Raw genomic sequence first — 14,905 nt, 5'->3', positions numbered from 1 at the left:
TTAGGCGGAAAAGAGTTTAAAGACAAATGATGTTGCCCTGCGATAGAGTTTGAATTTTAATAAAACGATAAACCCGATAGAACCAAATTGAAGTAATGGTGCGAAAAATGTACTTCCCCAATCGGTTCCAAAAAGACTATTCCAAAAATTGGTATTGATTTCTGTATACAGGTTGTTTACAAAAACATTGACCAGGAAAAAAGCAGGTACTAGCATATATACTCCTGCATATAGTTTGAAAAAATTATAGGCCAGTGAACGAAACTTTTCAAATACCGCCAGACTGATGACCAATGGAAAAAATGCTTGCATTATACCAAGTAAAAAGTAGCGTTCTGCCAAGAATAAGGGATAGATAAACAAATCCAATAACCATAGGAATATCCCAATGATAAAAGCCAACATCTTCAATCCATATAAAGGAGTTACCAGAGCTTCATATAACATGGCCATTGCCTTTTTGGCGGCTTCCAATGCGCCCACATCCTGTTCCAAATCGATATCTTGCATCTGTAACGGGAGGAGTGCAGGAGCCGTGTCTCGGTATTGGGTCTCGATGGCCACCAGAATGGTATCAAAAACATCCAATACCTGTGTAGAAAAGATGACCAAAATGACGACTGCAAAATTCTTTGCCAATTCTGCCGGAGTTAATCCCCAGGTATATCCCTCATTATTAGCTACACCCTCATTGTATTTTTTCAGGATATTGATTAAAAAGAATAGAATGGCCAGTGTCTTCATTCCAGTAATGGTGTACTGAGAAAAGTCACTGTTTTTGATAGTGGTAAAAACCGCATCAACATATTCTAATCCTATACCCAAAAAGATACCCGCCATTAGTAATTGGTTTCCCTGTTATTGATTTTATCTTGCATTTCCCTAAAGGCAATAATCTCACGATAGCGTTTGGTCTTGGCCTCAATTTCAGCCACCATTTCCTTAGATTGTAACTCTATACCTTTCAGAACTTCTGCACGTTCGGCATCGGTCATTTTAAGATTATTACTGGAAAGAATCTGGTCGATATAATCCAATCCTTCCAAAGAGCTTTCAATTATGGAATTAAAGGATTCTGAAACCCTATTGACTTCATCAGATTTGATATAGGGAGAGTTCAAAATTTCCCTTAAATCGTTCTGTACCATATCAAATAATTTTTGATTGTTCCTTGCTATATCACGTACTGCTTTTAACTGCTTAATTACATTGTTGACTTTCTCGATATTTTCTTTTTGAGTTTTAAGAAACTGTACCGTTTTAAGGAGTTGTGAAGTCTGTTTTGCAGATTCAATCAACGATTTGGCAAAACTGATAAAGTTCGTGTTGTCATACACCGGCATTCCTTGGCAGGCAGCGCCTGCTGGCATTAAAAGGGCAAAGGTTAGGGCTATTCCTAAAAGTTTGATTTTTAATTTCATGATTTTCGTTTTTTAGATTTATAATTGTTTAATGAATGTATTTATGGCTTCTTCCATGTCATTTGTTTTTTCATAAATCCGCATTATGCGGTCGCTTTCTTTGCCGTCTGTGAGGTAAGCGGCATACACTTCTTTAGGCACTTCAAGACGAAAGATGTTGCTCTCCTTTCCAATCTTGATGAACATCTCCGTGTACTTTCTATCTCCCGTAAGATTATTGCGAATGGACTTTAATTGATTCAAATCGTGGCTAGACAGGTTAAGCCTGTTTTTTAGTTCTTCATAACCTTTCTCATTTCTTAGGCTATAAATGACCTGTGTATTTTCAAGAATACTTGCCGATGTGGAATTGTTCGGCAATTGATTGATGGATTGCAGAATGATGCCGATAGCCCCATTTTGTTTTCGGATAGCTTGATAATAGAATTCCACACTTTCCAGAACATTATCGAATTTGAGCTGTTTGGCAAACTCATCGAACAGGATGATTCCACGTTCGGAACGATTACGCCAAATAGTTCTTTGGATAGCTGATTTTATGAGCTTCAGCATTACAGAAAGGATTTCCTTGTTGTCCTTAACTTCATCGAGTTCAAAGACAATCATACGCTTGTCCTCAATTTTATAGGTTTGGTCCTCGCTCACATTGAAGAGGAAGCTATAAAGTCCGCCATCCACATATTCAGAAAGGATATGCAGAAAATTGTAAACACTGAAATGCTCTTCCCTGATATTAAGAGCCTCTATGAGGCTATCTGTTTTATCATCTATAAACTGATACAAAGACGCTAGCGAATGATTTAATCGGATGTGTTTGTAATAGTGCAACAGGACTTTTTTAATGGCTACTTCTTTGGCTTTCGAAACCTGGTTACCTTCAGCTAATAGTTCCAATAGGAAAATGGCGAGGTCTTCTAATCGCTCAGGGGTCAAATCCGCTTCGTTGGAAATGTAAAAAGGATTGATGCCCAAATTCTTTCCCTGCTCATAGCGTAGGATGATATGGTCATTGGGGTAAAGCTTTGCGAATTTGGAATATGAGCCTCCCAAATCGATAATGACCAGCCGCACGTCGGCCTCGAAGTATTGTCTAAGAATATTATTTGCTAGAAAAGATTTTCCTTCTCCTGTTGGGGCAAAAATGGCGAAGTTCCGAGCTTTAATTCGCTTCTTTTGTTCATCCCATACATCTTTTAAAACAGGAATGTTATACTGCCTATCATTAAAAATGATGCCCTGCTCATCTGACTTATAATTGCTGTTGTTGAGGTACAAGCACAGCGCATGTTTTAAATCGGTGACGTATAAATCTTCATTAGAGAAATTGGAACTAAAACAACAATAGGAATTGAGAAAGTAGTGCTTTCTTTCTTCGCCTTTTGGATAATAAGGTACAATGTCCAGCTCCTTAAATTCGGTCTTAATCTTTGAAGCAATACTATTTAGCTGTTGGGCTTCTGGCGACCAGAAAACAATGTTGAGATGCCCACGTATAATTCTTGAACTGTCGTCCTCATTAATTTTAGCAACAATAGCTTCAATCTTCCTTTGAATGACTTTGTTCTGTGTTCCGAAGTTGGAACTCTTGCTAAGTTCTTCAATTTTTTTGTCCAGTAGTTTTCTCCATTTATGTTTGTCATCTAGGTAAATGATTTGGTTGATGATATGGTTCTCATTCAGGTTCAATCCCAATCCGTCAATAAAGCCCTGATGGAATACAAAATCATCTGAAGTGAATTTGTCATTGGTCTTACTGCTTTGTACCGCATCACCAAAACAGAGTTCGCTATTTACAGCCAACACATCAAAATGGTTCTCCCCAATTTCAATCGCTGATTTCTTTAATTGAATATCGGTATCAAATCCCTCATTAAACCCATTGAAGTATGTACTTGTAAGCTCTAAGATTTCGTTCTCATTTAATTGTCTCAGGGACACCCTGCGGCTGTTATTGATAAAGGAAACCGCATCATTTACTGAAGCAATAAACTCTTGAACGTTATGGTCCAGCTGTTTGTGAATGCCCTTTTCCACTTTTCGGAACGGATTGGTAAACTTTGAAGCATTCAATGCTTTATCTAAAGGCAGTGTGAAGTACAAATAAGATTGATGCGTTAGACACTCTCGACCTTTAAAATGATTATAAGTTGCTTTCTCTAAAAAACTATCATTTGGTATGTAACTGGTATCAAAATCGGTTTTCCTGTAAATATCCTGTTTGTGTATGACGGTACTCGTTGGCAACGACTTGAAAGCCTGAAACCAAGAACCGTGTATATCTTCAAAATCCTTTTCAGATAGGGAATAAATTTCAGGTAGGTCTGCTTTGTAGCATAGTACAACATTCCCATTATTGGCAAACACGATGTGATTTTCAATGCTCAAAATAGGATGGTATGCGGATAGGTTAATTTTCTTCATAGGATAATGGACTTAACTTCTTGTTGCTGATGGTTTTTGGGAATACTTTTTTGAAATGGAGTAATGCAGGCTGTTTGGTCAGCTGGGTCAATACGGCATATAGACCTCCGTTAAATAGGAATATTGATATGATTACTAAAAAGCTGAAGGAAAAGATGATGAACAGCAATGACCCGATGACCGATGTCATCATCAAAGCGAACAATGATATAGGCAATCCCATAATCACAGCTCGCTTTCTAATATCCTTATAGATTTCATAGCGTTTCATACTATACCACGATGCCTATGAGATATGTAAAGATGCCTACGACTGCACCCGCAATAAGTACGAATACCAGAACACGGGTAATTCCTTTTTTAAGGTCTGCATTTTCGCCAAAAAAGTGTCCTGCATTGAAGAGGAAGCCTATTAGAAAGATAACTCCCAAGGTAATCGGGAAAATGGCTCTTATAGTATCGGAAACATCGTTAACGGAATCTTCAATACCTCCAATTTGAGCAAAAATGGTATTGGAAATAAGAAATAAAAAAGCGGTCAGGAATAGTGATTTTTTCATGTCGAAATTGATTTAAAATTTGTTGGATTTCGTTGTTTGAAAAATACACTATATTGAATATCAAAACACTGATAATCAGTATTTTGTGAACAAAATATTATTTATATTCGATTGATTTTCAATGCTATGAATTGACATCAAATCGTATTAAAAATTGAAGCACTTATGTTGATAACTCTAAAACTTTTGAATCGTTCGACGCTCAAAAACGTCAGTTTTGTGATTTTACTACTGAAAATGTGTTTCGTTTTTGGTCAGAAAAAAATTGTAGTTATCGACCCTGGACACGGTGGAATTGATTCAGGTGCTATAGGTGTAAATGGCACTTTTGAAAAAGATGTGGTTTTGAAGGTTGCCCATGAGATTCTAAACCTGAACAAATACCTTTTTGATAATGAATTGGATATCTATCTGACCCGATATACTAATACATTGATTTCCTTATCGGATAGAAGTAGATTGGCCAAAAGTTTAAAAGCCGATGCATTTGTGTCATTGCATTGTAATGCTTCTCAAACCAATTCTAGAGGAATGGAAGTTTATGTGCATAATTCACAGAATCCAAATAGCAAAACTTCTGTCGCTCTTGGGGTTTCTATTCTGAATGAAAGCACCCAAAAGCTTGGTTTTAAAAAGCGGGGTGTAAAGATTGCCAATTTTCAAGTGTTACGGGAAACTATTCCGTATTGTTCCTCCATACTTGTTGAAATGGGGTTTATGTCCAATACTGACGAAGCTAATTATTTTTTAGAAACTAAAAATGTTGAGGCTATGGCGTTGGCTATCTTGATGGGGGTTAAAGATTATTCAAATGCTGGATTATGAAGAGTTCTTTTCCTATTTTAAATATGTTTTTACGTAATCTATATCTTGTTAAAAAATGTATATTTGAGTAGTTATTATTCAAATAATAATCTCCCTCAGATTTTTTTAATAAAAAGAGACCGTTTGTAATTACACGGTCAGTTTTTTAATGGGAAATTTTAAATGTTTCCCTTTTAACAAAAACCAATATGAGCAACGCTATATATCATTTATCCAGATTGTCATTTGAACAAATCGAGTGGATTACAGAACTAAAAAACAAGATATGTCAAAACGGAGAAATAACCGATGAAGACATAGAAATTGCATTTGGAAAAATAACATCACAGGATACAACAGAAGATATGCTGCATCTAACTGTTTCTAGTGTGAGCCCGGACAATGCAAAAACATTATATAGACTATATGAAAATTTAAATATTGAGGGGCTATATGATGGAAAGGAAATAGTTTTTAGTCCAGAATTAACGGTTATCTATGGTAAAAATGGAAGTGGAAAAACAAGTTTTTTTAAAGCCTTGAAAGATGCTTTCCAAAAAACCCAGAATATTAAAGGAAATATTTATTCTCCTTCTACCAATACAACTTCTGCAAAATTCGATTTTGTAGATAAAGAAAAGCATCTTGCCTTTCAAAAAAAAGGACTTTCGACCAATTTTCCTGGTTCTGAATTACAAACTTATAATTGGACAACAGGAAATCAAATAAACGCTTCAATGAAGTTTTGTGACAGGAAAATCCTCAACAGTTCTTTAAGCAAAAAAGATACTGGATGGAGTGTTGATAGATATAAACTGGGACATTATGATATATTGAGAAATGCAGTCGACAAAGTAGGATTAAAAGTAACAACAAAAATTGCGGAAATTAGTAGAGATTACAACTCTAGATTACAAACACTACTTAATGGGTTGAAATCCGAAAAAGATGATGGCTTTAAGAAACAAATTCAGAATAATTTAACCAATCATCAAACTCTTAAGAACCTCTACACTAGTTTATCTACACTTGAATTAACAGATGACCATCAATCAAAAAAGGAAGGCTTACAAAAAAACTCTACAGTATCGGTTTCAGACCTGACTACTAAAATTGAAGCCTTAAAAGCTCAAGGTACTATACTTACTAATATTCAAAATATTACATCTGAAAAAACACATATTTTCTCTGAATTAATTGTAATAAAGGAAAAAATCAAACGTGTTACACTGTTAAAAAATAGTTTGGACTTTTCAAAACTTGAACAATACCATTTGCTTTTTAATTCTGAGGAAAATCGAGATAATTATATAGAGTTGATTAAAAAGATAACAGAAACTGCTTTAGTTTTTGGTCATCAAAATTATCCACAGAGTGTAGAAAAATGTTTCTATTGTAACCAAAACTTACCAGAGGAAAATAAGCTGTTGATATCAGAAATACATTCGCTGATAGATAATGAAATAAGTAAAGAAATTAATGGACTTAATGTAGAGCTAAAAAGCTTTAGGGAAAGAATACAAATTGCAGTTGACAAAGAAACTCCTGATTACAACTATACGAGTGTAGGGGGTATTTATGACTTAGTTAGTAAAAAACAAGTTCAGTTAGATAGTTTACATACTAATGCCTTTGATTGTTCAATACTATCTGCTATTGATAAAGAGATTGAAGAGTTAAAGGATACTTTAAACTCTTTTGATTTATTATGGAATTACAATGAATTACTGTTTTATGTTGCTCAATCAGAAAACAATATAGTTAGTGGTAAAATAAAATCCTTCGAGAAACAGCTTTTGGAGATAGAAAAGAGCAAAAAAACTGCATTGGACGCATTAAATACTATTGAAGATTATGAGTTTTGTTGCAATCAAAAGGAACTAATTTCTACACTTTCTGGCCTGTTATCAGAAAACCAAAAATATACAGAAGCCAATAATCATTTTGCAGGTTACAGGACAAAAATATCTAGAGATAAAGGTCGAGTAGAGAACGAACTTATAAGACAAAATTATTTAGTCACCTTTAACGATAATCTGGAATATTTTGAATTACCTAAAAGGGATTGTATTAATAGACCATTTTCAAACCCAAGTGGACAAAGTAAAGTTGATGCCAAAATTCAAGGAACTGACCATCAATTTGAAATATCTGATGTGTTAAGCGAAGGAGAAGCTAAAATTTATGCCTTCTGTGACTGGTTGACTGAGTTAGAATTCGATGATAACAAAATTCTCGTTTTGGACGACCCAGTAACTAGTTTGGATCAATCCAATATATACAAAGTAGTAGAAAAAATTATTGAACTAAGTAAAAATTATCAGGTTATTGTATTTACACATCATTTTGAGTTCTATCATCGTTTAATACAAAAATCTTTAGGAGGTAAGCCTATAAATAAAGGAAAATGTGAATTATGTGCTGAAAAACCTGAATCCAATCAATGCATTGGGTATAATGTCGGTACAGGTAATACCCATAAATGCAGTTCATATTATCTCATTGAGCACATATTGAAACCTGGGCAAATTATAGAAGATGTAATGTTTTTTACATTGGGTTGGGAACAACGAATTGAAGTTTTGAGACAAAATCTATTAGCCGGAAATATTAGAGAAGCCGATAAGCATTTAAGAACCTCTATAAACAACTTTTTTGAACGATTTGTACTGAATGATGTTAAACGACAAGTGTATAAAAACAACGATTTAATTAAAGAGTGGCGTAGCTTTAGGCAATTGGACATTAATGATTACAATACTTTGATGGAGGTGCATAACAAAGTTTCTGGAGAATCTACAATACATGAGCCTTCCGAAGAAGTTAGAACTCCTTTGGATGTTAGAGGCTATATCGGGGAATTTAATAAATCTGTTAGAGCCATAAATAATATTAGAAGTTTTGATAATCCATCGCCACCAAACCCCATAGGGGAAATTATAATTTAGAAAAAACATTGTGATGTAAATGAACGATAAAAAAACATAGAGATGCTCAGTCTATATTCAAATAAATTTTTAGTTGATCACCTATTATTTGCATAGTATATTTTTATTAATGAAAGAATAAATTAAATATTGTATGTCTAAAAAAATCGAAAAACCAAATTTAACAATACAAAAAGGCGACATAATGCTGAGTCCTGAAATGTTGCCTTGGGCAGATGCCATAGTAACGACATCTGCTAAAAATCAGTTATTTGATTCTACTCTATTAAAACGGTATTTGGATTTTCTAGAGTTAGTAGTACTAAACAATAGACTTTTAATTTCTTACAAACCAAAGACAGACCTAAGCGCTAGAGTTGATGATGAACTCATTCCACCTCCATTGTATAGCTTCAAGGTAAAGGGTGACCTCAATCTGGATGAGAATATGACTAATTTTCTCGATAAACAAGGCATATTATTATCTGGTCGATTACCAGCATGTAAGTACAAAGATGATTTAGAAGTCATCGAAAAATATTTGCCTTACAATAAAGATTTAAAACAATATTATTCTAAGGCTCAAGAAGTAGTTTTTAGACAATATTCGAAAATAAGAGATAAAGAAGTTGTACATCAGTTAACTTTAATTCAAATGGGGGAAGATATAGGTAATACTCTCTATCTAAATGAAGCTTTCAAGCAATTTGAGTTGCCCTATATTTTAGCAGAAGAGAATACTTATTTAATTGAAACAATTGAAGAAAATGAACGAAAAACACAAACAGGAGTTATAAATTATCTCAAGAAATCACTCAATGATGGTGCATTAAAAGAAGTCGAACGTCTTGCAACAATTGGAGGTTCAACAGTTTTTCCTTACACACCTATAGCAAGCGAAATCGTTATGAACTCCAATAATCCTGAAGATTTTTTGAAAGTTGCTATGGAACTAAGAACATCTTATAAGAAATTTAGAGAGGAAATGGTTGAAATAGAAAAAATGCTTTTTGATTCTGAACTTAGTTTAAAGAAGAAACTTAAACTAGTTAAAACCATCGAAGGGTTGGCGAATGAACTATGGTCAAATCATACTAATGGATTTAGAAAATCCACCATTGAAATATCAGGTTTGTCCGATATCCTAGAGCCAATGACTTATGCTAGTTCTGCGGGATTAGTTAAAAAAATCTTGGAATATCCAACGGATTTAATTCTCTCTCATCTTAGAAAAAGAAAGGTAAGGGTTATGTTAAACTCAAAAAAGAATTTTCTTAGTAGCAAAGACTTAACACAAAAATTAACTACAATCTTTCATTTGCCGAAACAAGATATAATAGATGGCTTAACTAAGTAAGTCAGAACATCCCTTATTTTTAAGTTTTTAAAATATGATTTTAACAATAGTAATTATTAATTTCTATTGATTACTTTCTCTTATCCTTACTCCCTCTATCAAAAGCCACCAAATTAAAAAGCTGTCGCATACGGCTACGAACACGATTCCCATATCTTTCTTCAAGTTCCGCAGCATTAAGGTTGGTAGTAGCATGAGTTTTTATTTTTCGTTCTAGAAATAGGTCATAACGAGATAGCAAGATTTCCCCCATCACATTGCAGTCCTTACCATAGTGTCTGCCCATAGGTTCGACACCTAAATCATCAAAACAGAAGAACTGGCCATTTCCATAATCTTCAATGATTTTGTAACCAAGGTGGTTAAACCCAAAAACAATATTTCGGGTTGGAATAACTTCATAAGGTTTTCGGTGCGGTACGAGATATTTGAATAAACGAATCAAAGAGGTCTTGCCACACCCCACAGGACCAGAAAGTAAAATGCCTTTATCAATATCAATCCCAAACTCTTTACAGGCAATTCTATCCTGAATAAAATACAGACATAGTTTGTAGAGTATGTCTCTGTCTTCCTTGTAAATTTTGAATTTCTTCCCAAACAACAACTTTCCTTTAGCATCCAGATACACTAACATTTTATCAAAATCATACAAAATTTGATTGCCTTGCATCGTACCCAAAGAATACTGCACAGCTCCTTCAATAATAATATGTGGTTTCGGGTTGCTCATAAAGGTTCATCATAGTTTTTATCTGAACTGGTCTTTAGGTTGTCCTGATATGGGACACTTGCCAAATGGTTTTCTTCATTTTCAGTATTTGAATTTTCTAAAATTTGCCGTTTGTTTAAGTTTTTATTGTTTTCTATAGTTTGTATATGTTTGTTTATAGGTACCAATGCTTGTCCATTGCTTGTCTCGATTTTGGTACGGCTTGAGTACAGAGCTGGTTCGGTACTTGTCCCGAAATTGAACATCTTGATTCTACTTCCCTTAAATGGGTTGTGGGATGGTGTATACAACAAATACTTCCAATGACTTAATTCCTTAATACAACGGTGGTAGGTAGATTTTGAACCAATCTTTGAAAATTCCATTACTTCCGCTCGGTTTATATAAAACTCTTGCTTAAAAAAGTGAGTATTCCAAATTTGGAATAATGCCACGTATAAGCTTATATGTGTTGGATTTAAGCGAGTATCTATTGAGAATTGAAGGAAAACACCATTCAGATGCTTGATATAGTTTATGTCTTCCAAAGCGGATTAAAACTTATTATGAATCCTGTTCTTTTCCAACACTTGCATGATTTCTTGATAATCGTAGTACAATACACCACCTACTTTGGTATAGGGTAATGTACCATTGATTCGAAGGTTTTGTAGCGTACCCGGAGAGATGCCCAAAAGTTCTCTAACTTCCGGGGACTTTAACCATTTTTTAGAAGAATGACCAGATTGATTGTTTAGTAATTGTTTAATGTCATCGAGTAGCTCCATTTTAAACTCTCTAAGATCTTCAGTGGTAATAATTGTTGCACCCATTTGTTTCAATTTTAAAAACAAAGCCGTCAAGGTTTTCTTTTTTAAATGACGGCTTTGCTATGATTTGACTTTCGTCTTACAAATTTGTGAGTACTAAATGGTAATCCATCAGAGTCTTAACCAAGTAAGGTTGTACTTTAACATTTCTTGAATTTATATAGATTTAATACAAATTGAGGCTTCATTAAGTAGCTTAGATTGCGGTTAAAGCAAAAAATAACTGTAACTTCATGAAAACCGAGTTAAGACCGAGTTTGGTTTTTCTTAGTCATTTAGGCCATCCTCATTATCCATTTTATCCAGTAACTTTTCACCTACTTCCTCAAAGAACTTAATCCTAGAGCTTTTTCTTGATTTCAACTCGTTGTACGTGCGGGAATGATTTCCTTTCGGTACCTGCAATACTTCACCCAGAACCTCCATAATCAATTTAATATTGTGATTGCCTTGATTGAGGTAACCTATTGCCTGAAGACCATAAACCAGTTCCACAAATGCAGCATAACTTCCGGTCCACTTTAGTTTGTCAAATCCTGATTTCTGAAGCTTAGAAGTGAGTTGTTCCTTCTTTTTCCTTAAATAATTGGCATACATGGCAAGTCCCTTGATTCTTGCCCATATTTCATCATGGGATGTGTTAAAGATTGAGTCCTTATAATAGGGATAGCTTTTTACCACAGGATTGTTATGTAAATTTTTTCGGGTAAAATAATATTCATCGAAATGGGAATAGCCCTGCTCCATATATAGAAGAAATTCTGTGTGCCTTCCAAAGAACTGGTTGACCTTTTCGATTTGTTTATCCAAAAAGGCCAGTTTTGCCTTTACGTCTGATTTAGGCATGCGAAGTTCGCAAGAGCGTATTTCGGTAAAGTGAATTAGGTATTTCATAGGTACACACTTTACGGTTCGGAAAAAACTTATCTCTTCTTGTAAAGAAACAAACCCTTTACCCACAATCTGCTCTTTCAAAGCATCCAATGCCCATGATGCAATTCGAATGCCAGCTGCCGCTTTTTTAAGTTCCGTTTCATAACTTACCTCTAAGCGCTCTAACTTTACATTGAATTCGTTTATGATCGATGTGTAAAACATATTCTAGCCGGTTTGGATTATTACTATGAATATGTTGGTAAGCCATTAATTTTACTTTCTCAAAGTTCCGACCATAAAAATCAAAAGAACAAACTTTTAGCAAGTACAATTCTGATAGCATTTTATATCTAAAATCCTATTGTACAACCAGCCCATCATCACCAAAACCATCTCGTTTCTGTGAGATACCATGATTTGTATTCTGCCCGTTCACTTATTGCACCTTTTAATTTGCACTTACCGGATTTAAAAAAATCGCACAATGGTTTTTCCTCCAATCCATTGATTTTAAAATATCTAAACTTAATAACCAATAGAATTCTATGTTGTTTCTGATGTCGCTATAACTTTTAAGGTTTTAAAGACTGAATCTGGATTTACGGAAACATAGTCAATGCCTTCTTCGACCAGAAATTTGGAAAAATCTGGAAAATCTGAAGGACCCTGGCCGCAAATACCTACTTTTTTTCCATGTGCTTTGGCTGTAGACAAAAGCATCTTTATCAACATCTTCACAGCTTCGTTGCGTTCATCATACAGATGTGCGACCAAAACCGAGTCTCTGTCCAAACCAAGTGCAAGTTGCGTCAAGTCATTTGACCCAATGGAAAAACCATCAACCATGGTGGCAAATCGATTGGCTAAGAGTATATTGGAAGGTAATTCAGCCATCAAGAATATCTCTAATCCGTTCTTACCACGCTCAAGTCCATTCTTGGCCATAATGTCTAAAACTTTACTTAGTTCCTCTGGAGTCCTACAAAAAGGGACCATTATGGCAATATTGTCCAATCCAAATTCCTCTCTCGCCTTAACAAGCGCGGTACACTCCCATTCGAATACTTCGCGAAACTCTTTGGAATAATATCTTGAAGCACCCCTCCAACCAATCATTGGATTCTCTTCATCGGGCTCAAAATGATTACCCCCTAAAAGATTGTAGTATTCGTTTGATTTAAAGTCGGACAATCTGGCCACTACCATTTTCGGATAGAACGCAGCGGCAATTTTTCCGACTCCCTGTGCCAATTTGTTGATATAAAAATCCTGCTCTGAATCATAACCTACTATTAATCGGGATATTCTTTCCGTTAAATCCTTGTCATTCAATTTTTTATGATTCAGAAGAGCCAAAGGGTGAGCTTTTATATGATTATTGATAATAAACTCTTGTCTGGCAAGCCCCACCCCATTGTTCGGTACTTTGCTATACTGGAATGCCAAATCCGGAGATCCTATATTCATTAAAATTGGAGTTTTGACTGAAGGAAATTCAGTGTAGGACGTTTCCAGCACCTTAAAATCGATTTTACCATTATAAACTTTTCCAATACTTCCTTCGGCGCACGAAACGGATACCATCTGTCCATTTTCAAGTTGATTGCCCGCATCGAGAACCCCTACTACCGCTGGTACTCCGAGCTCTCTAGCGACGATTGCCGCATGACAGGTTCTTCCTCCCTTTTCGGTGATGATTGCAGATGCTTTTTTCATTAGAGGTTCCCAGTCCGGGTCTGTCATTTCCGCAACCAAAACTTCTCCTTCTTGGAATTCGGTTTCATCAGAACTCCCATCCCTACCATCCAGGGTAAAGATTCGTCGAGCCTTACCGACACCAATTTTATCTCCGACCGCCACACCCTCCAAAATGTGGCTTTCTGCCAAAGTTCCGCTTTCAATTTTATATTCTTTAAGAACCTCTTCATGTTGTAGTGAATGAACAGTTTCAGGCCTCGCCTGAACGATAAAAAGTTCATTGGTAAGGCCATCAATTGCCCATTCGACATCCATAGGACACCATCTATTGTGAACGGCTGTATAATGCTTCTCTATTTCATTTACCCATTTGGCCAGTCTTAGTATTTGCTCATCATCCAGACAAAACTTGCTCTGGTGTGCCTGATCTACCCTTACCTTTCGCACAGCTTCAAAAGGCTTGCTCCCATAAACCATTTTATAATTTTTACGACCCATTTTTTTCTCAATAATGGATCGATGGCCTTTGTTTAGACCCGGTTTGAAAACCAAAAACTCATCCGTCAAGATTTCACCTCCCACAACCAATTCTCCCAATCCATAGGTTCCACTGATTAAAATGACATCTTCAAAACCACTTTCGGTATCCAGTGAAAAAGCTACACCCGACGTGCCCAAATCCGACCTGACCATTTTTTGCACACAGACGGATAGTTTCACCGAAAAATGGTCAAAATTTCTGGAAGAGCGGTAAGAAATTGCCCGGTCAGTAAAAAGTGAGGCAAAACAGCTTCTTATCGCAGTAAGGAGCATTTCTCCCCCTCTAATATTGAGATATGAGGATTGTTGGCCTGCAAATGAAGCCTCAGGCAAATCTTCAGCCGTGGCCGAAGACCTCACAGCAATGTCTGTGGCTTCTTGGCCATAAAACTCGGAAAGCGCATAATAAGATTTTAAAATTTCCTTTTCTACTGAAATAGGAAATCTTCCATTGGAAATTAGTTTTCTAACTTCAGAACCCGTTTTTCTCAAACTAACTATATCGGATACGTCGACTTTTGCCATGGCAGCCTCTATTTTTTCTTTCAGTTGATTTTCTTTAATGAATTCATCGAATGCATCAACCGTGACAGCAAATCCATGGGGTACTTTTATGTTTTTATCATTTAAATTTTTAATCATTTCTCCCAATGAGGCGTTTTTCCCTCCTACCTTGGATAAGTCTTTAATATCTATTTTATCAAGAAAAATGATATTTTTTTTGTCACTAATTTTTTTCATTGCTTTTTAATGTTGCTT

13 protein-coding genes are annotated in these 14,905 nt (G+C 35.4%); 3 read left to right on the top strand and 10 right to left on the bottom strand.

Translation table 11 applies throughout. The annotated features are described in order from the left end of the window. Genes FVB32_RS10385 through FVB32_RS10365 form a run of 5 tightly spaced genes read right to left on the bottom strand, consistent with a single transcriptional unit; the run spans position 1 to position 4,402 of the window. On the bottom strand, positions 1–840 hold the full coding sequence (locus FVB32_RS10385) for a hypothetical protein (protein WP_147743731.1): 840 nt from the start codon (positions 838–840) through the stop codon (positions 1–3). Then, positions 840–1,421 carry a conjugal transfer protein gene (locus FVB32_RS10380; RefSeq protein WP_147743730.1) on the bottom strand — a complete coding sequence of 194 codons (582 nt, stop codon included), beginning with the start codon at positions 1,419–1,421 and terminating at the stop codon, positions 840–842. The genes FVB32_RS10385 and FVB32_RS10380 overlap by 1 nt, the downstream gene beginning before the upstream one ends. A gap of 18 nt (positions 1,422–1,439) precedes the next feature. Continuing rightward, entirely contained in the window at positions 1,440–3,842 is a 2,403-nt protein-coding gene (locus FVB32_RS10375; RefSeq protein ID WP_147743729.1) for a TraG family conjugative transposon ATPase, read from the bottom strand. Continuing rightward, positions 3,829–4,113, bottom strand: coding sequence for a hypothetical protein (locus tag FVB32_RS10370; protein ID WP_147743728.1), 285 nt, complete (start codon positions 4,111–4,113; stop codon positions 3,829–3,831). Before FVB32_RS10370 ends, FVB32_RS10375 begins: the two co-directional genes overlap by 14 nt. A 1-nt stretch (position 4,114) precedes the next feature. Beyond that, positions 4,115–4,402, bottom strand: coding sequence for a hypothetical protein (locus tag FVB32_RS10365; RefSeq protein ID WP_147743727.1), 288 nt, complete (start codon positions 4,400–4,402; stop codon positions 4,115–4,117). 219 nt (positions 4,403–4,621) lie between these two features. Between FVB32_RS10365 and FVB32_RS10360 the strand changes: the two genes are divergently transcribed. The 3 genes from FVB32_RS10360 to FVB32_RS10350 all read left to right on the top strand — a co-directional run bounded on the left by FVB32_RS10360 (position 4,622) and on the right by FVB32_RS10350 (position 9,490). After that, positions 4,622–5,227 (top strand): N-acetylmuramoyl-L-alanine amidase family protein, encoded by a 606-nt coding sequence (locus tag FVB32_RS10360; RefSeq protein WP_246139867.1) that lies wholly within the window; start codon positions 4,622–4,624, stop codon positions 5,225–5,227. A 188-nt stretch (positions 5,228–5,415) separates the two neighbouring features. Then, positions 5,416–8,154 carry an AAA family ATPase gene (locus FVB32_RS10355; RefSeq protein WP_147743725.1) on the top strand — a complete coding sequence of 913 codons (2,739 nt, stop codon included), beginning with the start codon at positions 5,416–5,418 and terminating at the stop codon, positions 8,152–8,154. Positions 8,155–8,287: 133 nt separating this feature from the next. Continuing rightward, positions 8,288–9,490: a hypothetical protein gene (locus tag FVB32_RS10350; protein WP_147743724.1), complete on the top strand. Its 1,203-nt coding sequence runs from the start codon at positions 8,288–8,290 to the stop codon at positions 9,488–9,490. Positions 9,491–9,560: 70 nt separating this feature from the next. Here the strand turns inward: FVB32_RS10350 and FVB32_RS10345 are convergent, their stop codons facing one another. The 5 genes from FVB32_RS10345 to ppsA all read right to left on the bottom strand — a co-directional run bounded on the left by FVB32_RS10345 (position 9,561) and on the right by ppsA (position 14,887). Continuing rightward, positions 9,561–10,223 (bottom strand): ATPase, encoded by a 663-nt coding sequence (locus FVB32_RS10345; protein ID WP_147743723.1) that lies wholly within the window; start codon positions 10,221–10,223, stop codon positions 9,561–9,563. Continuing rightward, positions 10,220–10,588 (bottom strand): hypothetical protein, encoded by a 369-nt coding sequence (locus FVB32_RS10340; protein ID WP_317132208.1) that lies wholly within the window; start codon positions 10,586–10,588, stop codon positions 10,220–10,222. The genes FVB32_RS10345 and FVB32_RS10340 overlap by 4 nt, the downstream gene beginning before the upstream one ends. Before the next feature lie 168 nt (positions 10,589–10,756). Beyond that, positions 10,757–11,035, bottom strand: coding sequence for a helix-turn-helix domain-containing protein (locus tag FVB32_RS10335; protein WP_147743721.1), 279 nt, complete (start codon positions 11,033–11,035; stop codon positions 10,757–10,759). Positions 11,036–11,299: 264 nt separating this feature from the next. After that, the gene (locus FVB32_RS10330; protein WP_147743720.1) at positions 11,300–12,130 is read right to left on the bottom strand and encodes an RteC domain-containing protein; all 831 of its coding nucleotides are present in this window, start codon (positions 12,128–12,130) and stop codon (positions 11,300–11,302) included. Positions 12,131–12,451: 321 nt separating this feature from the next. Then, the gene (ppsA, locus tag FVB32_RS10325) at positions 12,452–14,887 is read right to left on the bottom strand and encodes a phosphoenolpyruvate synthase (RefSeq protein WP_147743719.1); all 2,436 of its coding nucleotides are present in this window, start codon (positions 14,885–14,887) and stop codon (positions 12,452–12,454) included. Positions 14,888–14,905: the final 18 nt, after the last annotated feature.

The sequence above is a fragment of the Flagellimonas hymeniacidonis genome (assembly GCF_008040165.1).
Classification (GTDB): domain Bacteria; phylum Bacteroidota; class Bacteroidia; order Flavobacteriales; family Flavobacteriaceae; genus Flagellimonas; species Flagellimonas hymeniacidonis.
Note: the sequence above shows the minus strand (reverse complement) of the source record. Positions and strands in the feature narration are given on the sequence as shown.